This window comes from Streptomyces sp. NRRL F-5755 (assembly GCF_001279365.1).
GTDB classification, from domain to species: Bacteria; Actinomycetota; Actinomycetes; order Streptomycetales; family Streptomycetaceae; genus Streptomyces; species Streptomyces rimosus.
Genome location: NZ_LGCW01000195.1, coordinates 47294 through 65516 on the forward strand (window position 1 = coordinate 47294; position 18223 = coordinate 65516).

Here is an 18223-nt window from a genome sequence, read left to right on the forward strand (position 1 = left end):
GGGGGCAAGGAAACGACCGGCGATGACGGGGCCCGGTTCACCGCGTGGGGGTGAGCAGGTCGGCGGGTACGTCGCCCCGGGTGATCCGGGCCGACAGGTCGGTGAGTTTCTGCTGCCGGGAGCGGGCATGCGCGCGCAGCCGCTGGAACGCCTCGTCCATGCCGACGCCCAGCCGCGCGGAGAGCACGCCCTTGGCCTGTTCGATGACCAGGCGGCTGTCCAGCGCGGTCTGTAACTGATCGAGCACCTGGTCCTTGTCGGCCAGCTCCTGCCGGAAGGCCAGCGCCGCACCGGCGGCGTCGGCGAGCGTCTGCGCCAGCCGCAGATCCTGGCCGCCGGGGTAGGGCGGCCCGGCCATGAGCAGGTTCAGGGCGCCCAGGGACAGCTGCGGCAGATGCAGGTTCACCGCGGCCACCGCCGTGATCCCGGCCCGGCGGGCACGGGGTGCGAAGCGCGGCCACCGGATGCTGCCCGGCGGCTCGGACAGCGACAGCACCGGCAGCGGGCGGCGGGAGCGGGCACTGTCGAGGCAGGGGCCCTCGTTCAGCTCGCTCTGGTCCTCCTCCAGCGCCAGGCACAGTTCGTCGGACGCGGTGACGTACACGACGCTCGTGCCGTCCGGCTTCAGGACGGTGATACCGGCGCTGCGTACCGGGAGCAGGGCGACCGCCTGGGCGGTCAGGTCGTGCAGCAGCTCCAGCGGGTCGAAGCCCGCACGGCGGCGCGCGAGATCGAGCACGCCGTGCGCGATCAGCACTTCGCGAGTGGTGGTGGTCATACGGCGCCTGCCCATCGGCCGGCACCCGTCCCATGACAGCGGCAGGGTCAGGGCTGCGTCCGGCGGCGGGAAGTCGTGGGCCCCTCAGTCAGGGCCATGTCGCGCCCGCTGACGAGAACTTCGCTGCTCGCCTCTCCTTCTAATCTCGCCCGCCCGAGGCCGCCGCTTCGGCCGGTTCCACGCAGCCCGGACAGCCTCACGGTACGGTCGGGTGCGTACCCGTTTTCCGGGGTTCGAAACCGGGGCGTTCGGTCTTCGTGTCGTACGGGTCCACCTCGGCGTACGCGCGGTACGGCTTCGCAGCGATCAACGCGGATGACAGGATGGTCCTCCGCGACGGCCTTCAGCCGCGCCGCCGCGGCCATCACGGGAAAGGTGCCGGGACGACCATGGCCATCATCCACCACACCACCCTCTCGCCCACCAAGCTGGAACTGCTCGCCCCCTGGCTTCTCAAGCAGCCCTGGTACGCGGGCGACGGCCGCGCGCCGGAACTGGCCAGGACGGGCGGCTTCCGGCTCGACGACCCGGAGGGCGAGGTCGGCATGGAGTTCATGGTGGCCACCGACACGGCCGGCCCCGAACCGGTCGCGTACCACGTCCCGTTCACGTACCGGGGCGCGCCCCTGGACGGCGCCGACCACGCGCTGGTCGGCACGCTCGAACACGGCGTTCTGGGCAAGCGCTGGGTCTACGACGGCACCCACGATCCGGTCCTCGCCGCCCAGCTCTTCGCCTGTCTCCTCGGCAAGGCCGCCCCGCAGGCCCAGAGCGAGACCGACGCCCTCGACCCCACCGTCCACCCGCACTTCACGGAACCCGGTCACGAGGGGGCCACGGGGCCCGAGTCGGTGACGCAGAGCGCGTCCGCGACCGACATCCACGTCCGGTCGTCCCGCCCGCTGGTCCTGCGCGTTCACCGTGTGCTGACGGCGGGTGAAGGGGCGGCCGGTGGGGCGCTCGGTCACATCAGCGCTACGTGGACGGACCCGGCGGGGGAGAAGGCGCGCGGGGTGTTCGTCACGGTGCATGAGGACGGGGAGTCCGGCAGCTGATCAGCGCGGCGTGCGGGCAGCGCAGGTACGGGGACCAGAAGTCGGTGCCGTACGAGCGGAGGGCGGCGGGCGACACCCGGAAGGGATGCCAGTCGATGCCCGTGAACCCGGCGTCGAGCAGCGCCTGTTGGAGGGCCCGCCGGGTCCAGTGGCGTGCCTCGACGGTGACCTCGTACGCGTCGAAGCACAGCTCCAGGGTGATCCGTGAGGCGTCCGCGCGGGGCTCGTCCTCGTGCAGCCGGATGCCGTACCGCTCGTAGTACGCGGGCCGCCCGTCGTAGTCGGGATTGACGGGCAGCGCCACGAACAGGCCGCCCGGGACCAGGGCGCGGGCGGCCACCGCGCACAGCTCGACCAGTTCGCCGTACGTCGTCGCGTACGGCAGCACGTACACGCCGAGCGCGATGTCGAACGTGCCGTCCGCCGGCGGCTCGGTCGTGTACCGGATGCCGAGCGGTTCCCAGGACTCGCGGTCCGCGGCATGGGCGATCATGCCCGCGGAGATGTCGTAGCCGACCACCCGCCCGGCGCCGGCCCGCCGGAGCATCCGGCAGTACTGGCCGGTGCCGCAGCCGATGTCCAGCACGGACCGGCCGGTGAGATCGCCCAGCAGCTCCCGCACCGAGTACGACTCCAGGTCGCGCCGCCAGGGCAGCTCGGCCATGTCCTCGTACAACCGGGCCAGCGCGTCGAACTGGCTGCGCATCGCGCGCCGCTAGCCCGCTGCGAGCGGTGATCCGAGCAGCCAGTTGCCCGGGGCCTCCGGGTCCGGGCTCAGATAGAACTCCTCGATCGCCGTACGGAACTCCGCGTGGCTGATGGCCCCGCTCCCGTCCCGGTCCAGCCGCCGGAAGGCGGGTTGCGAGGTCGCCGGGTCGACACCGAGCGCGTCGTACATGCGCACGTACTCGTCGGCGGTCAGCTGCCCGCTGCCGTCCGTGTCGAGGGCGCTCATCAGCGCGTCCACGATGGCCAGTACGACGTGCTCGAACGTCTTCGGCTCGGTCACCTGTGAACGCATCAGGTCGATGAACGTCCGGCGCGCGACCCGCCCCTCACTGTCCACGCCGTCCGCGTCCCGCAGCACGTCCCACCACCGCATGAACGCGTCCCGCAGCGCGGTCCGGTTCTCCGTGTCCCCCGGCCGCGCCAGCGCCGTGAACATCGCGGCCATCTGCTCGAAGTCCTCGCGGGTCAGCCAGCCGTCCTCGGTCCGGTCGAACCAGTCGAAGAGAATGCTGAACTTCTGGTCGAGGGTGTCGTACGCCGCCATGGAACCCACCGTCCTCTCGGTACGGGGCTCTCGGTCAGGGCCGCGTTCCATGCAACTGCGGCCGGTGGCCGCGGTCAACGACGGTGAGGAAGGCGGCCCAGGCGTCGGCCGGGACGGTGAGGTGGGGGCCGGTTATGTTCTTGGAGTCGCGGATGTGGATGGTGGTGGGGGTGGTGGCGATCTCTACGCAGTCGTCACCCTGGCCGGTGCTGTAGGTGGACTTGTACCAGGAGAGTTCGGTGGCGTTCACATCGCTCCTCGGATCTGTTTCAGCAAGCTCGCGGAGTCTTGAGGACTGGGGGCCTGTGAACGCAGTTTCGCATACCGCGACTGGAGCACGCTGATGTCGCGTCGGTCAGAGAGCAACTGGCCGCTTCGCTGGCCTTCGGAGTAGCCGTGCCACTTGTTGTCGGGAGTCTCCAGCAGTCGAAAGGGCCCTTCCAGGGCGGCGTGCTCTCCCTGCCCCAGCGGCATCACCTGCATCTCGACGTTCCGCAGCTCAGCGACTTCGAGTGCATGGTCGATCAGGTCTCGGATGACATCGAGCCCTCCCACGCGTCGCCGGAAGTTCGCTTCCTCGACGATGAAGCTGAAAGTGGTGTTCGGCCTCTCCTGGAGCAGGAGTTGCCTCTCCATCCGGTCGGCGAGCTTGGTTTCGATCTGGTCATCGGACAAGGGCGGCATCATCTGGTGGAACACGGCTCGCGCGTAAGCCTCGGTTTGCAGCAGCCCGGGGATCAATCGACATTCGTACGTGTGGAGGGCCAGCGCTTGCCGCTCCAAAGCTGCCCATAGGCGGAACCACCTGGTCAGTCCACGGCGACGAGTCAGATGCTCCGCCGCCGCTTGCAGAACACCGAACGCGTCCAGCACCTCCTCCGCCCGCTCGATGAACTCCGGTGGGGCGAGCCTGCGTCCCTGCTCGATCGAGGCGACGGTCTGCGGGGAGAACCGCACCAGCGGGGCCAGCTCTTCCTGCGTCAGCCCGGCCCGCTCCCGGAAGACTTTGACCACGGAGCCGAAGCTCTTGAGGCTGTCCGTGCATTCCGGCTCGCTGCTGCCCGTGCTACCTGCCATGGTCCGGCACCTCCGCTAGGTCCCACACAACCGGACCATGGTCACGGACTGTTACCCGTACTGTCGATGGTGTGCGCCCGTACGCTGGCTCGGCGTACGGGCGGAAAGGCTGGTCACCTCGGTCGCGCACCCGCGAACGTAGGACTCATGTCGCCCCACCTCGTCATCCGCCCAACCAAGCCCTCCATCACCGTACGTGTGTTCACCCAACGCTTCAGCAGCACGCGACTGGGGGCGCGATTGGCCCGCCATCTCGCCGTGCACCGGCTCGACGCGTGGGGCTTCCCGTACGGGACGACGTTCTCCGACGATGTCGGGGCCGTCGTCGGGGAGCTGACCGCCAACGCCGTCACCCACGGCCGCGTGCCGGGGCGGGACTTCGAGCTGCGGCTCGCGATCGTCGGGGGGCTCGCCCGGACGGGGACGCTGCGGATCGACGTGACGGACACGCGGACCGAGCGGCGCCCGCCGTCCCCCGGCGCCCTCAGCCCCGCGTCGCCCGACGCGGACGCCGGGCGCGGCCTGATCGTCGTGGCCGCGCTGGCCACCCGGTGGTCCGTCCTGGACCGCGTACCGGTCGGCAAGACCGTACGCGCGGAGCTGGACCTCGCTCCGGGCGTCAGTCCAGAAGGAACCGCCAGCGGTCGGCCGATTCCATCATGTCCGTGATGACCCGCTCCAGGAACGTCGCCGCCTTGGCGGACCGTTGCCCCACGGGGGTGTCGAGCCCGGCGGTCTCCGCCACCGCCATCGTGGCCCGTACCGTCGCGAGCGTCTGCCGCGCGCTGGTCGCCACCGAGTTGTACCAGGCGTCGTCGTCGATCACGTAGATGTCGCGGCGCCGCCGCGGATCGCGCTCGCGCCGTACGTACCCGTGCTGGACGAGGAAGTTCACGGCCACGGAGACGGAGGCCGGGCTGACCTTCAGCCGGCGGGTCAGTTCGGCCGCGGTGCGTCTGCCGTCCTCGGACAGGGCCAGCTCGACGTGGACGCGCGCCGTCATCCTCGGCATCCCTGACCTGACCGCGAGTTCGATGATCTCCTCTTCCAGCGCGCCGCCCGACGGCCCGGCGGCGCGTGGCGGTGCCGGTGTGCTGCGCCGCGCGCGCTGGGCCGTCGCCCGGTGTGCCTGCTGGGGGCGGTAGCCGCCGGGGCCGCCGTTGCGGCCGACCTCCCGGCTGATGGTCGAGGTCGGCCGGTCGAGCCGTCTGGCGATCTCCGCGTACGAGAGCCCGTCGGCGAGTCCGTCCGCGATGCGCTGACGCTCCTGCTGGGTCAACCGTCCTCCTGGCATGCCGTCAGTATTGCCTTCGATGTCAGCCATTGCAACGCAGCGTTGCGTTCAATCTCAGCGTCATTGCATCAATTAAGCGCTGCTGAGCTGCGGTAGAGCCATTCTTGTGATTGACGCATGCGTGAATGCAACGTAGCTTTCGCGATGTGCCGAACGCGCACTATCGCGAGATGAGGAATGGTCATGGCTGAGTCCGCCCACACCGCCCACACCGTCCCGCCGCTGCCCACCGGGCCCCGGGCCGGCTGCCCCTTCTCCCCGCCGAAGGAACTGCTCGACGCCCGCGAGCAGGGCCCGATCGGCCACTACACCCACCCCGGCGGCAAGCCCGGCTGGATGATCACCGGGTACGACATGGTGCGGTCCGTCCTCGCCGACCCGCGCTTCAGCTCGCGCAAGGAGCTGATGAACGTGGTCGACTTCGAGATTCCGCCGCCGCCACCCGGCGAGTTCGTCCTCATGGACGACCCGCAGCACCGGCGCTACCGCAAGCCGCTGATGGGGAAGTTCACCGTGCGGCGGATGCGGCTGCTGACCGAGCGCATCGAGCAGGTCACCGCCGAGTGCCTGGACGCCATGGAGCAGGCGGGTCCGCCGGTGGACCTGATGGCCGCGTTCGCCAAGCCCATCCCCGCCATCGTCATCTGCGAGCTGCTGGGCGTGCCGTACGAGGACCGGGGCTTCTTCCAGGGGCGGATCGACTCGTTCATGAACGGCGAGACGAGCGACGAGGACCTGATGGCGGCCTACACCGAGGTCCAGAACTATCTCGCGGACCTGGTGGCCGCCAAGCGCGCGAACCCCACCGACGACGTGCTGAGCGACCTCACCGACACCGACCTGACCGACGAGGAACTGAAGGGCGTCAGTCTGGTCCTGCTGACGGCCGGGCTCGACACCACCACGAACGTACTGGGGCTGGGCACCTTCGCGCTGTTGCAGCACCCGGAACAACTGGCCGCGCTGCGCGCCGATCCCACGCTCGTCGACGGGGCCGTGGAGGAACTGCTGCGGTATCTCAGCGTCGCCAAGCAGTTCTGGAGGACGGCGCTGGAGGACGTCGAGCTGGGCGGCCAGACCATCAAGGCCGGCACGACGGTCGCCATGTCGCTCAGCACCGCCAACCGCGACCCCGAGCGCTTCGCCGACCCCGACGTGCTCGATCTCCGGCGGCAGGGCGGCGGGCACCTGGCCTTCGGGCACGGCGTCCACCAGTGCCTCGGGCAGCAACTGGCCCGCATCGAGCTGCGGGTGGCGTTCTCCGCGCTGTTCGACCGCTTCCCCACGCTGCGTCTGGCCGTGCCGGCCGAAGAGGTCGAGCTGCGTCCGGAGTCCGCGGACGTCTTCGGGGTGAAGCGCCTTCCGGTCGCCTGGGATGTGTGAGCGCGGGGCGGCGGTACGGCGGCGGGGTCTGCCGTAACCGCCGTAACCGCGCTGCAATCTCTTGCGCAATCTCTTGCAACAATCAACCGCGGCGGATAGAACAACGGTCGAACACCTCCCACCCCCTCAGGAGGAACCATGGCCCGCACCCGCCGACGCCCGTCCGCCCGCAGAACCACGGCCGCCGCCCTCGCCCTCCTCTCCGGCGCGGCGGCGGCCGTCCTCGCCCCGCCGCCGCAGCCGGCGCACGCGGCGCCGCCCGGGGCGAAGGACGTCACCGCCGAACTCTTCCAGTGGCGGTACGACTCGGTGGCCAGGGAGTGCAAGAACACGCTCGGGCCCGCCGGTTACGGCTACGTGGAGGTCTCGCCGGCCACCGAGCACATCCAGGGCGGCCAGTGGTGGACCTCGTACCAGCCGGTCAGCTACCGGATCGCCGGGCGGCTCGGCGACCGGGCCGCCTTCAAGAACATGGTGGACGCCTGCCACGCGGCCGGGGTCAAGGTCGTCGCGGACGCGGTGATCAACCACATGTCGGCCGGGTCGGGTACGGGGACGGGCGGGTCCTCGTATACGAAGTACGACTACCCGGGCATCTACCAGCGCCAGGACATGGACGACTGCACCGAGCGGATCAGCAACTACCGCGACCGGTGGAACGTCCAGCACTGCGAACTGGTCGATCTGGCCGACCTGGACACCGGTGAGCCGTACGTCCGGTCGCGGATCGCCGCGTACCTCAATGACCTGCTGTCGCTCGGCGTGGACGGCTTCCGGATCGACGCGGCCAAGCACATGCCGGCGGAAGATCTGGCTGCGATCAGGAAGCAGCTGAAGAACCCGTCCGTGTACTGGAAGCAGGAGGCGATCCACGGGGAGGGGGAGGCCGTATCGCCGACGGAATACCTGGGGAACGGGGACGTGCAGGAGTTCCGCTACGGGCGGGACCTCAAGCGGGTGTTCCAGAGCGAGAAGCTGGCGTATCTGAAGAACTTCGGGGAGGGCTGGGCGTACATGCCCTCCGGGAAGTCCGGGGTCTTCGTCGACAACTGGGACACCGAGCGCAACGGCTCCACGCTCAGCTACAAGGACGGCGCGGACTACACCCTCGCCAACGTCTTCATGCTGGCGTGGCCGTACGGGGCGCCGGATGTGCACTCGGGGTACGAGTTCTCCGAGAATGACGCCGGGCCGCCCAACGGGGGCGAGGTGCGCGCCTGTTGGCAGGACCGGTGGAAGTGCCAGCACAACTGGCCCGAGATTCGCGCCATGGTCGGCTTCCGCAACGCGACCCGCGGCGCGGCCGTCACCGACTGGTGGGACAACGGCAACGACGCGATCGCCTTCGGGCGCGGGAACAAGGGGTACGCCGTCGTCAACCACGAGGGCAGCCCGCTGACCCGTACGTTCCAGACCTCGCTGCCCGCCGGAACGTACTGCGACGTACAGAGCCGCAAGCCGGTGACCGTCGGCGCCGACGGCCGCTTCACCGCCACGCTCGCCCCGAACACGGCGCTCGCGCTGCACGTCGGCGCGCGCACCTGCGGCTGAGCCCCTGACCGGCCGGCTTCCCCGAACGTCCTGAAGGAGTCCTTACGTGAGGCGCACCCTCCGCCGTACCGTCGCAGCCGTGGCCATGGCCCTGTGCGCGGCGGTCCTGCCCGCCCCGCTCCCCGCGAACGCCGCACCGCCACCGGCTCCCGCCCAGGCGGCAGCGCAGTGGATCGACCGCGACACCGTGGTGTGGAAGGGCGCCCGGCACGCGGCCGCCCAGCTGGAGTTCGGGGCGGAGGGGGAGCGCCGAGGGCTGATACGTCTTGCGCCTGCCGCGCTCAGTCCCGCCGAGCGGGCCGCGTATCCGCATCTGAAGGACTTCCCGGCCTTTGCCGTCGATCCGCGTGATCAGCGGCTCGCGGCTGCCGCGCTGCGGGAACGGCTCGTCGCCGTGCAGCGGGACGCGGACGGACGGCGCGTCAGCACCGGCGTACAGATCCCCGGCGTCCTGGACGACCTGTACGGACCGGCCGCCGCCGAGGTGCCGCTCGGCCCGGTCTTCCGGCGCGGCCGCCCCACGCTCGCCGTCTGGGCGCCGACCGCCCGCACCGTCGCGCTGGAGCTCGACGGGCGGACGGTGCCGATGCGGCGGGACGACGCCAGCGGTGTGTGGCAGGTGCGGGGCGCCCGGGGCTGGACGGGGAAGCCGTACCGCTACGTCGTGACCGTCTGGGCGCCGAGCGTCGGCCGCTTCGTGACGAACAAGGTCACCGACCCGTACGCGACCGCCCTGACCGCCGACTCGCGGCGCAGTGTCATCGTGGACCTCGCCGATCCGCGCCTCGCGCCGAAGGGGTGGGCGAGGCTGAAGAAGCCCGCCGCGGTGCCGCTGAACCGGGCCCGTATACAGGAGCTGCATATCCGGGACTTCTCGGTGGCGGACCGGACCTCGCGCCATCCCGGTCAGTACCTGGCCTTCACCGATCGCCGCTCGGACGGAATGCGTCATCTCAAGGCGCTCGCGGACGCGGGGACCTCGTACGTCCATCTGCTGCCCGCCTTCGACATCGCGACCATCCCGGAACGGCGCGCCGACCAGGCCCGCCCCGACTGCGACCTGGCGGCGCTGCCCGCCGACTCCGAGCGGCAGCAGGAGTGCGTGGGCAAGGCGGCCGGGCGCGACGCGTACAACTGGGGGTACGACCCGTTCCACTACACCGTGCCGGAAGGCTCGTACGCCTCCGACCCCGATTCACCGCGCGCCCGGACCGTGGAATTCCGGCGCATGGTGCAGGGGCTCAACGGGGCCGGGCTGCGTACGGTCATGGACGTGGTCTACAACCACACCGCCGCCAGCGGACAGGCGGCACTGTCCGTACTCGACCGCATCGTGCCCGGCTACTACCACCGGCTGCTGGACGACGGCTCCGTGGCCACCTCCACCTGCTGCGCGAACACCGCGCCCGAGCACCTGATGATGGGCCGGCTCGTGGTCGACTCGATCGTCACGTGGGCGAAGCAGTACAAGGTCGACGGGTTCCGGTTCGACCTGATGGGACACCACCCGAAGGCCAACATCCTGGCCGTACGCAAGGCGCTGGACGCGCTGACCGTCGCCAAGGACGGCGTGGACGGCAAGGCCATCGTCCTCTATGGAGAGGGCTGGAACTTCGGCGAGGTCGCGAACGACGCGCGCTTCGTCCAGGCCACGCAGCGCAACATGGCGGGCACCGGCATCGCCACCTTCAACGACCGCTCGCGCGACGCGGTGCGCGGCGGCGGCCCCTTCGACGCGGACCCGCGCGTCCAGGGCTTCGCCTCCGGCCTCTACACGGCCCCCAACCCCTCGCCCGCCAACGGCACCCCGGCCGACCAGCGCGCCCGCCTGCTCCACTACCAGGACCTGATCAAGATCGGACTGACCGGCAACCTCGCCGGATACACCTTCACCGACACCTCGGGCCGTACGGTCAAGGGCTCGGAGGTGGACTACAACGGCGCGCCCGCCGGGTACGCCGCGGCGCCCGGCGACGCCCTCGCGTACGCCGACGCCCACGACAACGAGACGCTGTACGACGCCCTCGCCTACAAGCTCCCGCAGGGCACGTCCGCCGCCGACCGGGCGCGGATGCAGGTCGTGGCCCTGGGCGTCGCGGCGCTCTCGCAGGGCCCGGCCCTCTCGCAGGCGGGCAGCGACCTGCTGCGGTCCAAGTCCCTGGACCGCAACTCCTTTGAAAGCGGCGACTGGTTCAACGCGCTGCACTGGGACTGCCGGGACGGCAACGGCTTCGGGCGCGGCCTGCCGCCCGCCGCCGGCAACAAGGACAAGTGGCCGTACGCCCGGCCGCTGCTGGCCGACCCGGCCCTGCGCCCCGGCTGCGCGGAGATCACCGCCGCTTCCGCCGCGTACCGCGATCTGCTCCGTATCCACGCCGCCGAGCCGGCCTTCGGCCTGGACAGTGCCGCCGCCGTACAGGAGGCGCTGTCCTTCCCGCTGTCGGGGACGGCCGAGGCGCCGGGCGTGGTGACCATGCGGCTGGGCAAGCTGGCCGTGGTGTTCAACGCGACGCCGCAGCGGCAGGTCCAGCGGGTCCCGGCGCTGGCGGGGCAGCGGTACGGGCTGCACCGCGTCCAGGCGCGCGGTGCCGACCCGGTGGTGAAGACGGCGTCGTACGAGAAGCGGACCGGGACGTTCGCGGTGCCGGGGCGGACGGTGGCGGTGTTCGCGGAGCGGTAGATGCGCGGCGCGGTGGGGGCTGAGGCCCTGGACGGGGCCGTTCGCGAGGCACTTGGTGGGGCCGTTCATGGGCCGCCCTGCCCATGAACGGCCCATCCGCCGAAGGCGGCTCCGGGGCCTGGTTTCCCCCGTGGACCCTTCCCATGGTTCCCCCATACGTCCGCCGGAGCGGACTCCATGGGCCCCCGTGGTCCCTTGACCCGCAGGCCCCGGTGACATCCACTCTCCCGGCTCGGGGGATTGTCCGAAAGGGCTGTCCGCACCGGACAAAGGCCCGGACAACCCGGGCCGGTGGTGCGGCGCCTCATTGCGCGCCGGTGCTCTGCGCCGGGTGCGCGCCCCCTATGCGCCGGGCCCGAGCAGGCGCTTCTCCATCAGCGTCACGGTGTACCTGCTGCCGTCCGAGCCCACCTTCGCGGGCTGCTCGCCGACGACGCGGTAGCCCACGCTCTCGTAATACGGGCGCAGACGCGGATTGCCCGACTTGCAGTCGAGGCGGCTCAACGGGCGGCCCGCCGCGGCGATCCGCTGCTCCGCACGGGACAGCATCGCGCGGCCGGTACCCGCCGGGGCGCGGTCGTGGTCGACCATCAGGCGGTGCAGATAGCCCGCCTCGGGCGGCTGCGGCCCCCAGGCGGGCAGATCCTCCCACCACAGTTCCCACGCGCCGACGATCTCCCCGTGCAGCTCGGCGAACCACACCTCGTCCTGCTTGATGTGCAAGCGGAAGTGCGCGGCGTCCCGTTCGCCCGGGGTCCACTGGTCGATGCCGCGGCTCTGTATCCACCGGGCGGCGCCGTCGTAGAGGGCGACGAGGGCGGTCACGTCGGCGTCGGTGTCCTCGGCGAGGCGATAACTGATCATGTCCATGCGCGGATTGTGCCGCAGGTGCGGCGGGAATCGCGCGGTCCCGGGACATGCGGCGGCCCCGGGACGCGAGGCGGTCCCGGGGCATGAGGCGGCTCCGTACGCGACGACCGGTAGGGGCAGGACCGGAAAGCGGTTGCTTCGCTCACCGGCGCCCGCCCCGTGGCTCAGGAACCCGTGGCTCAGGACCCCGTGTTCGTCGCCCAGATCGGCTTGTCACTGGCGTTGTAGATGACGATGTTGCCGTCGTCCTGCACGGAGAGCTTGGCTCCGTGGTTGCCGCTGGTGTCCGAGTGCCAGATCTGCCGGCCGGAGGAGTCGTAGACGACGAGGTCGCCGTCCATCTCGAAGGCGGCCGTCTCGCCGTTCGGGTAGACGCCGTCCGCCTGCCAGCTCGCCTTGCCGTCGCGGTACGCGACGAAGTTGCCGTCCTCCTGGAGGCGCAGCAGGGTTTCGCCGTTACCGGACGTCCACGCCTGGTTGCGGCGGATGAACGTCCTGGGCTGGAAGTCCGCGTTCGCCATGTCTGCCCCCTCGCTCCGGCCCGGGGCCGTTCCCCGGGCCGCCAGCCAAGGTAGTGCTGCGGACCGTGGGAACCTCAGGGGCAATGACGCCGACTGAATCGCTCTGTTCCTGCCGGTGCGGAAGACGAAAAAGCGGCCGTTCGGGACGTTACGGCGGGGGCTGCCCGCGCGAGAGGGGACGCTGTTCCCGCTGTGGCGTCGGAGAGCGGGGTCCGGCCCGGCGGACGGGGGCCCGCGCCGGAGCACGAACCTTTCCGCCGGACACTCCCGGCAGCCCGGCACCGGCCACCGGCCACCGCCCCCGGCCGACGAAAACTGGCGTGCTCGCCTTCTTGCGGAGTGCCCGCCCTACGTCGGCTGCGGTGCAAGCGCCACCAGCCGCGTCAGCAGATCCCCGAACGGGCCGTCGGACGGCTCGTCGGCGAGGACGCGGCCCAGCAGGCCGGCCATCTCCTCGTCGTACGCGGCGCTCACCGCCGCCAGCGCCGCGAAGTCGTGCACCAACTGCCGTTCCAGCTCGCCGCGCGGAATGGCGCGGCTGTCCAGCCAGATCAGCGCGGTGGTCTCGGCGAGCGATATCCAGGAGCGGACCACCAGCTCCATGCGCGGCGCCGGACCCGTCACCCCGAGGTGCGCGAGGATCTGCTCGTACGCGGCCTGGCGCACCCCGTCGATCATCGCGCGCGCCCGGCCCGAGCCCGCCGCCTCCATCGCGCCGATCGACGGCCCGCCGCGCATCAGCGCGGAGAAACCGGGGCCGTGCTCCTCGACGAAGTCGAAGAAGCGCTCCATGACGCGCAGCAGCCGGGCACCGAGCGGGCCCTCGTGCGGCTCGACGAACCGGGCGGCCAGCTCGTCGGCCGCCCGGCGCAGCGCCGCCTCGTACAGGCTCTGCTTGCCCGGGAAGTAGTGGTAGACCAGCGGCCGGGAGATGCCGGCCGCCTCCGCGATCTCGTCGATCGAGACCTCTTCCGGGGCCCGGTGGCTGAACAGGCCGAGCGCCACGGCGATCAGTTGCTCGCGTCGTTCCTCGACACCCATCCTGCGGCGCGCCCCGTTGGTCATGCGAACACCCTAACGACCGGGGCGGCACCGCGGAATCGAGCGACCGGAGTGCGGACGGCGGTCTCCGCTGAGCGGTCGGAGGCCGGATACCACCCACTTTCCGCGGCCCTCAGAGATCCAGCACCAGCCGCTCCCCCCGCGCCCGCGAGACGCAGATCAGCAGCGAGTCGTCGCGTTCGGCGTCGGTGAGGAGTTCATCGCGGTGGTCCACCTCCCCGGCGAGCACCCACTGCCGGCAGGTCCCGCAGAACCCCTGCTCGCAGGAGTACGGCAGGTCGGGCAGCGCCTGGTCGCGGATGGCGCGCAGGACGCTGCGGTCCGCGGGGACCGTGACCGTACGGCCGGTACGCCGCAGCTCCACCTCGAACTCCGCGTTCTCCCCGGCCTGCGCGGCCGCCGCGGGCGCGAACCGCTCGGTGTACAGGGTCAGTCCGCGCGCCCCCTGCGGCAGCAGCGCGGCGACCGCGTCCATCAGCGGGTCGGGTCCGCAGCAGTACACGGCGGCGTGCGGTGGCGCGTCGGTGAGCGCGGCGGCCAGGTCGGGCAGGCCGTCCTCGTCCTCGGCGACCACCGTCACCCGGTCCGATGCGGCGCCCGCCAGCTTCTCGATCTCCGCCAGGAACGGCATCGACGCGCGCGTCCGCCCGCCGTACACCAGCCGCCAGGGCACGCCCTCGGACTCGGCCTGCCGCAGCATCGGCAGGATCGGCGTGATGCCGATGCCGCCCGCGATGAACAGGTAGGCGTGGCACTCCTCCAGCCGGAAGCGGTTGCGCGGCCCGCGCACTTCGACCGTCGTGCCCTCGTGCAACTGTTCGTGTACTTCCCGCGAGCCGCCCCGGCCGTCCTCGATCAGCCGCGTCGCGATCGTGTACGAGCCGGTGTCGGCGGGGTCGCCGCACAGCGAGTACTGGCGTACGGCACCGGACGGCAGCACCAGGTCCACGTGCGCGCCCGGCTCCCAGCCCGGCAGACCGTCGCCCTCCAGGCGCAGCCGTATGACGCCCTCGGCCTCCTCGGCGCGCTCCACGACCAGCAGTTGCCGGGGACCGGAGCGGTCGCGGCCCTGGCCGGAGACGGGGTTCTCCAGGGCGGGCATCGGCCACAGCGGCGACCGGCCGATGCGCCGCCGCAGCGCCCGCCGGACGATCAGCGCGGCTCCGGCGGCGATCAGGACCGTGGGTATGCGGGGGAGGGACGGCATGTCAGGCGGCTCCTGTCGGGCGGGCGGGGTGCGTCGGGCGGGCCTCGGCGGCGGTCGCGGCGGGGGACTGCGCGAGGTAGGCGGCGGCCTGCGCGGTGCTGCCGTACCGCGACGGGTGGTAGGCGCGGCTCAGGTACTGCGGGATGGAACGGGCCATCGCCCCCGGCGTGGGCAGCACGCCCTGCCGGCCACCCCGCGCGAACTCCCTGAAGCTGGCCCGGCCGTCCGGGAGCGTCGGGTCGTTCGCCATGAAGAAGCGGGTGCCGCGCTGCCAGAGGAAGACCAGCGCGCCGAAGGCGGTGGCCCAGGTCCGCACCCGCCGCCGGTAGCCGCCGTCCACGTGCATGAACAGGTCGAAGGCCACCGAGCGGTGCTCGACCTCCTCCGCGCCGTGCCAGCGCAGCAGGTCCAGCATCGTCGGATCGGCACCCCGCGCGTCCAGCGCCCCGGCGTTGAGCACCCAGTCCCCGAGGAACGCGGTGTAGTGCTCGATCGCCGCGATGATCGCGACCCGCTCCATCAGCCACCACTGACGCGCCCGGCCGGGTGGCAGTGGGGGCACCACCCGCGCGTTGAGCAGTGGGGGACTGTCGCCGAGCAGCTTCTCGAAGAGCCAGTCGACCTGCGCGGTGTACGGGGCGGGGTCGAGCCCGAGCCGCTTGAGGTGCGGCAGCACGTCGTCGTGCGCCTGCGAGTGCATTGCCTCCTGCCCGATGAACCCGAGCACGTCCTCCCGCAGCCGCGCGTCGCGGACCTGCGGCAGCACCTGCTTGTAGACGTGCACGAACCACCGTTCACCGGCGGGCAGCAGCAGGTGCAGCACATTGATCGTGTGGGTGCTGTCCGGGTCGCCGGGAATCCAGTGCAGCGGGGTGTCCGCCCAGTCGAAGGCGACGTTGCGGGCCTTCAACGGGGTGTGCTCGGACGCGGCCGGCCGGGGCCGCAACGAGGCCGTATTAGACATGGCGTCAATGTACTGGTGGGTACGGGGCGGGCAACAGGGCTGGGACGGGGAATTACCGCGGCCCTGGGCTGCCGTCCTCCTACCTCAGCCCGGACACCCGCGCCCCGCTCGGCAGCCGCGCCGACAACTCCGCCTGATCGCCCGCCGCGGCCGGTACGGCGAGCAGCGGACCGGCCGCGCGGCCCGTCACCCCGCCCCGCGCGGTGATCTCCGTGAGCTGTCCGCTGCCCGCCGCCACCAGCCACCACTGGCCGCCCTGCGCCTTCCACAGCACTCCGGCCAGGGCCCACGGCTCGCGGGGGCCGCAGCCGGGGCCGCCTTCGGAGCGGGCCACGACCATGCCCGGCGCGTCGGGCCGACCGGGCTTGGCGGGGGTCTGGATCTGGGCGAACGCGCGGGAGCCGGGGCCGCGCCAGGTCTCGGCGCGGGTGCAGAGCCAGGCGGCGGTGCCGCCGCCTGCGGGCAGGGGGCCGCGGGCGAACTCCCAGGAGTTGACGCTTCGTACGCCCTGGCCGCGCAGCCCGCCGAGGTGGCACGCCGTACGGGCCCAGGCGGCGCGCGCCTGCGGTCCCGACGGGTCGCCCGGCCGGTCCGGTGCGCCGTATGTCAGGCGGGCCGGGAGCAGTTCGCCCAGGTCGGTGTAGAGGTGGCCGTCCATGCGCAGGGCCTGCCAGGCGGTGCAACCGGTGGCTTGGGCGGGGGACGGCACAGGGCCGGTGGTGCCGTCTTCGAGGTGCAGCGGCTGTGGGGCGTCGGCGGGCTTCCGGAGGTCGGTCAGGTCCGCGCGGTCGATCCAGGGGGCGGTCAGATAGCGGACGTTGCTGTCCGCGCGGTTCAGGACCAGGGCCGGGGCGGAGGCGTCGTCGGAGTTGTCCGTACGGGCGAGGTCCAGCGCCGCGCCGGGGCCGTCCTCGCTCCGCTCGCCCGCCCCCTCCGCCGGCTCGACATAGCGCACCACGCGCAGCCCGTCGTACAGCAGCACCACCGCGGACCGGTCCACCACGCCCGCGTAGAGCAGCTGTGGCGGACCGGCCGCGGGGCCCTTGGCGGTGCCCGGGGTGGCGGAGACCTGCACGTCGGGGCCGGGCCTGGCCCACACGGCCAGCGCGCGCCGGAGCAGTGCGCGGTCGTGCGTGCGGTCTCCGCGGGCGGGCCACGCCGCGAGACCCCGCCGTGTCGCGTCCTGCCAGGCCCCGGCGGGGGCCCGCGTCACCTTGGCGGGGTCGAGGGCGGCCCGCGCCGCCGGGTTCTGGGCGTACGGGGGAGCCGCGGCGCCATCGGGGCCCCAACCGCCGCCCGGCAGACCCAGCAGCGCACCGCACACCAGCACCGCCGCCCCGGCCGCCAGCACCGCACGGGTGTGCTGGCGGCGCCGCATGAGGTCGGTGGGCCGGGCCTGGAGCGAGCACGGGTCGAATTCGGCGGACTCCAGCAGCGAGCGGTCCCGGCTGCCCGCGGGCGGCGGGGTGCCGGCCGCCGCGGCGAGCGCGCCGGGCGCGTCCTGTGCCCCGGCCTCCTCCAGGATCGCGCACACGTCCGCGTCGCCCAGCCCTTCCAGGGCGCGCAGCACATACGCCGCGCGGGCCGGACCGGGAAGTGCCGTAAGGGCCCGGTCGAGGGCGAGTTCGTCCGCGCCGCCGGCCCGCGGGAACAGCCGCAGCCCCCAGACCCGCGGCAGCAGCGGGGGAAGGGAGGGCACGGACACCTCGCGGCGCACCAACGGCAGGCGCAGCCGGGGCCGTTCGGCGGCCAGGGCGGAGCGCAGCATCCGCAGCCGTACGAACGCGTAGCCCGGGTCGGCGGCCGGGCGGCCGGAGCGGCGCTGGGACGGCAGGACGGGGAGCGGGGCGCGGGAGTCCTGGCGCGGCAGCGCGCGCTGGACAATCGCATGCGCCGTCAGGACGCGGCGGTTGCGCCCCAGCGAGGGCGGCAGCACCAGGTAGGCGAGGCGCGTCAGCCGCGGGTAGTGCTCGACGAGGGCGGCCTCGGCCTGGTCGACGCCGACGAAGACGGCCTGGCCGTCAGCGGCGCCGGAGCTGTCCGGACGGGGGGCTGTTGCCTGCTGCTGCTCCACGTTCGGTGAAACGAGTGAATCCTGGGATGGTCACCTCGTCCGCGGCCCCCGGACGAGGTGCTCCGTACGGCGGCGGGCGCCCGCACCGCCGCCGTACGGTCACGCGCGGCTACTCCGAAGGCAGGTGGCGGTCGAGGTCGAACTCGCCGTCCCGGGCACCCAGGACGAACGCGCGCCATTCCGCTTCGGTGTACCGCAGCACCACGTCCGGCTCCTTCGAATTCCGCATGGCCACCGCGCCCTTCTCCAGGAAGGCGATCTCCACCGCCTCCTCGGACTCGCCGGGGGCGCGCTGCCAGGTGGCGTCGGAGATGTCGAGGGCGTAGAGCCACTCCTTCTCAGCTGCGGCACTCATACGGTGAACTCCTCGCTCGCGGTCCGTACGGTTCTGCGTACGGATCGTCAGCGTACGCGGTGCCCGGAGCGGCTTCCAG

Annotated in this window: 18 protein-coding genes; 5 read left to right on the top strand and 13 right to left on the bottom strand. The window is 72.1% G+C overall.

Going from position 1 to position 18223, the window contains the following annotated elements:
• Positions 1–37 precede the first annotated feature (37 nt).
• Positions 38–778 (bottom strand): ANTAR domain-containing protein, encoded by a 741-nt coding sequence (locus ADK86_RS17370; RefSeq protein WP_053697387.1) that lies wholly within the window; start codon positions 776–778, stop codon positions 38–40.
• Between the two features lie 389 nt (positions 779–1167).
• Here ADK86_RS17370 and ADK86_RS17375 point away from each other — a divergent pair, with 389 nt between their 5' ends.
• Entirely contained in the window at positions 1168–1833 is a 666-nt protein-coding gene (locus tag ADK86_RS17375) for a maltokinase N-terminal cap-like domain-containing protein (protein WP_053697388.1), read from the top strand.
• Here the strand turns inward: ADK86_RS17375 and ADK86_RS17380 are convergent.
• Genes ADK86_RS17380 through ADK86_RS17395 form a run of 4 tightly spaced genes read right to left on the bottom strand, consistent with a single transcriptional unit; the run spans position 1799 to position 4183 of the window.
• A complete protein-coding gene (locus tag ADK86_RS17380; RefSeq protein ID WP_053697389.1) occupies positions 1799–2539 on the bottom strand; it encodes a class I SAM-dependent methyltransferase in 741 nt (246 codons plus the stop codon). The genes ADK86_RS17375 and ADK86_RS17380 overlap by 35 nt on opposite strands.
• Positions 2540–2548: 9 nt before the next feature.
• Positions 2549–3106, bottom strand: coding sequence for an EF-hand domain-containing protein (locus tag ADK86_RS17385; protein ID WP_053697390.1), 558 nt, complete (start codon positions 3104–3106; stop codon positions 2549–2551).
• Positions 3107–3140: 34 nt separating this feature from the next.
• On the bottom strand, positions 3141–3356 hold the full coding sequence (locus ADK86_RS17390) for a DUF397 domain-containing protein (RefSeq protein WP_053697391.1): 216 nt from the start codon (positions 3354–3356) through the stop codon (positions 3141–3143).
• Positions 3353–4183 carry a helix-turn-helix domain-containing protein gene (locus ADK86_RS17395; RefSeq protein ID WP_053697392.1) on the bottom strand — a complete coding sequence of 277 codons (831 nt, stop codon included), beginning with the start codon at positions 4181–4183 and terminating at the stop codon, positions 3353–3355. The genes ADK86_RS17390 and ADK86_RS17395 overlap by 4 nt, the downstream gene beginning before the upstream one ends.
• Positions 4184–4330: 147 nt before the next feature.
• Here ADK86_RS17395 and ADK86_RS17400 point away from each other — a divergent pair, with 147 nt between their 5' ends.
• On the top strand, positions 4331–4852 hold the full coding sequence (locus tag ADK86_RS17400) for an ATP-binding protein (protein WP_053697393.1): 522 nt from the start codon (positions 4331–4333) through the stop codon (positions 4850–4852).
• On the opposite strand, the gene ADK86_RS17405 is transcribed toward ADK86_RS17400, so the two are convergent.
• Entirely contained in the window at positions 4803–5477 is a 675-nt protein-coding gene (locus tag ADK86_RS17405; RefSeq protein ID WP_053697416.1) for a MarR family transcriptional regulator, read from the bottom strand. The two genes, ADK86_RS17400 and ADK86_RS17405, sit on opposite strands and share 50 nt — an antisense overlap.
• A 183-nt stretch (positions 5478–5660) precedes the next feature.
• On the opposite strand from ADK86_RS17405, the gene ADK86_RS17410 reads away from it, so the two are divergent.
• The 3 genes from ADK86_RS17410 (at position 5661) to pulA (ending at position 11091) form a co-directional block, all read left to right on the top strand.
• Positions 5661–6860, top strand: coding sequence for a cytochrome P450 (locus ADK86_RS17410; protein WP_053697394.1), 1200 nt, complete (start codon positions 5661–5663; stop codon positions 6858–6860).
• A 138-nt stretch (positions 6861–6998) separates the two neighbouring features.
• On the top strand, positions 6999–8411 hold the full coding sequence (locus tag ADK86_RS17415; RefSeq protein WP_053697395.1) for an alpha-amylase: 1413 nt from the start codon (positions 6999–7001) through the stop codon (positions 8409–8411).
• 46 nt (positions 8412–8457) lie between these two features.
• Positions 8458–11091 carry a pullulanase-type alpha-1,6-glucosidase gene (gene pulA, locus ADK86_RS17420; RefSeq protein ID WP_234345904.1) on the top strand — a complete coding sequence of 878 codons (2634 nt, stop codon included), beginning with the start codon at positions 8458–8460 and terminating at the stop codon, positions 11089–11091.
• A gap of 342 nt (positions 11092–11433) precedes the next feature.
• Here the strand turns inward: pulA and ADK86_RS17425 are convergent, their stop codons facing one another.
• The 7 genes from ADK86_RS17425 to ADK86_RS17455 all read right to left on the bottom strand — a co-directional run bounded on the left by ADK86_RS17425 (position 11434) and on the right by ADK86_RS17455 (position 18144).
• Positions 11434–11961 carry a GNAT family N-acetyltransferase gene (locus tag ADK86_RS17425; protein WP_053697396.1) on the bottom strand — a complete coding sequence of 176 codons (528 nt, stop codon included), beginning with the start codon at positions 11959–11961 and terminating at the stop codon, positions 11434–11436.
• Between the two features lie 179 nt (positions 11962–12140).
• Positions 12141–12482 carry a hypothetical protein gene (locus tag ADK86_RS17430; RefSeq protein WP_053697397.1) on the bottom strand — a complete coding sequence of 114 codons (342 nt, stop codon included), beginning with the start codon at positions 12480–12482 and terminating at the stop codon, positions 12141–12143.
• Between the two features lie 348 nt (positions 12483–12830).
• Positions 12831–13547, bottom strand: a complete 717-nt coding sequence (locus ADK86_RS17435) for a TetR/AcrR family transcriptional regulator (RefSeq protein ID WP_030370407.1) — start codon at positions 13545–13547, stop codon at positions 12831–12833.
• A 109-nt stretch (positions 13548–13656) separates the two neighbouring features.
• Positions 13657–14751 (bottom strand): PDR/VanB family oxidoreductase, encoded by a 1095-nt coding sequence (locus ADK86_RS17440; RefSeq protein WP_053697399.1) that lies wholly within the window; start codon positions 14749–14751, stop codon positions 13657–13659.
• Between the two features lies 1 nt (position 14752).
• Entirely contained in the window at positions 14753–15715 is a 963-nt protein-coding gene (locus tag ADK86_RS17445) for a metal-dependent hydrolase (RefSeq protein ID WP_053697400.1), read from the bottom strand.
• 79 nt (positions 15716–15794) lie between these two features.
• Positions 15795–17789: a hypothetical protein gene (locus ADK86_RS17450; RefSeq protein WP_053697401.1), complete on the bottom strand. Its 1995-nt coding sequence runs from the start codon at positions 17787–17789 to the stop codon at positions 15795–15797.
• Positions 17790–17898: 109 nt separating this feature from the next.
• Complete coding sequence (locus ADK86_RS17455) at positions 17899–18144, bottom strand: DUF397 domain-containing protein (RefSeq protein WP_003982813.1); 246 nt, start codon at positions 18142–18144, stop codon at positions 17899–17901.
• Positions 18145–18223: the final 79 nt, after the last annotated feature.

Bases quoted from the DNA above. Each gene is read 5' to 3' on its own strand.
- ADK86_RS17370 (WP_053697387.1), bottom strand. From the start codon at position 778: ATGACCACCACCACTCGCGAAGTGCTGATCGCGCACGGCGTGCTCGAT.
- ADK86_RS17375 (WP_053697388.1), top strand. From the start codon at position 1,168: ATGGCCATCATCCACCACACCACCCTCTCGCCCACCAAGCTGGAACTG.
- ADK86_RS17380 (WP_053697389.1), bottom strand. From the start codon at position 2,539: ATGCGCAGCCAGTTCGACGCGCTGGCCCGGTTGTACGAGGACATGGCC.
- ADK86_RS17385 (WP_053697390.1), bottom strand. From the start codon at position 3,106: ATGGCGGCGTACGACACCCTCGACCAGAAGTTCAGCATTCTCTTCGAC.
- ADK86_RS17395 (WP_053697392.1), bottom strand. From the start codon at position 4,183: ATGGCAGGTAGCACGGGCAGCAGCGAGCCGGAATGCACGGACAGCCTC.
- ADK86_RS17400 (WP_053697393.1), top strand. From the start codon at position 4,331: ATGTCGCCCCACCTCGTCATCCGCCCAACCAAGCCCTCCATCACCGTA.
- ADK86_RS17405 (WP_053697416.1), bottom strand. From the start codon at position 5,477: ATGCCAGGAGGACGGTTGACCCAGCAGGAGCGTCAGCGCATCGCGGAC.
- ADK86_RS17410 (WP_053697394.1), top strand. From the start codon at position 5,661: ATGGCTGAGTCCGCCCACACCGCCCACACCGTCCCGCCGCTGCCCACC.
- ADK86_RS17415 (WP_053697395.1), top strand. From the start codon at position 6,999: ATGGCCCGCACCCGCCGACGCCCGTCCGCCCGCAGAACCACGGCCGCC.
- ADK86_RS17425 (WP_053697396.1), bottom strand. From the start codon at position 11,961: ATGGACATGATCAGTTATCGCCTCGCCGAGGACACCGACGCCGACGTG.
- ADK86_RS17430 (WP_053697397.1), bottom strand. From the start codon at position 12,482: ATGGCGAACGCGGACTTCCAGCCCAGGACGTTCATCCGCCGCAACCAG.
- ADK86_RS17435 (WP_030370407.1), bottom strand. From the start codon at position 13,547: ATGACCAACGGGGCGCGCCGCAGGATGGGTGTCGAGGAACGACGCGAG.
- ADK86_RS17440 (WP_053697399.1), bottom strand. From the start codon at position 14,751: ATGCCGTCCCTCCCCCGCATACCCACGGTCCTGATCGCCGCCGGAGCC.
- ADK86_RS17445 (WP_053697400.1), bottom strand. From the start codon at position 15,715: ATGTCTAATACGGCCTCGTTGCGGCCCCGGCCGGCCGCGTCCGAGCAC.
- ADK86_RS17455 (WP_003982813.1), bottom strand. From the start codon at position 18,144: ATGAGTGCCGCAGCTGAGAAGGAGTGGCTCTACGCCCTCGACATCTCC.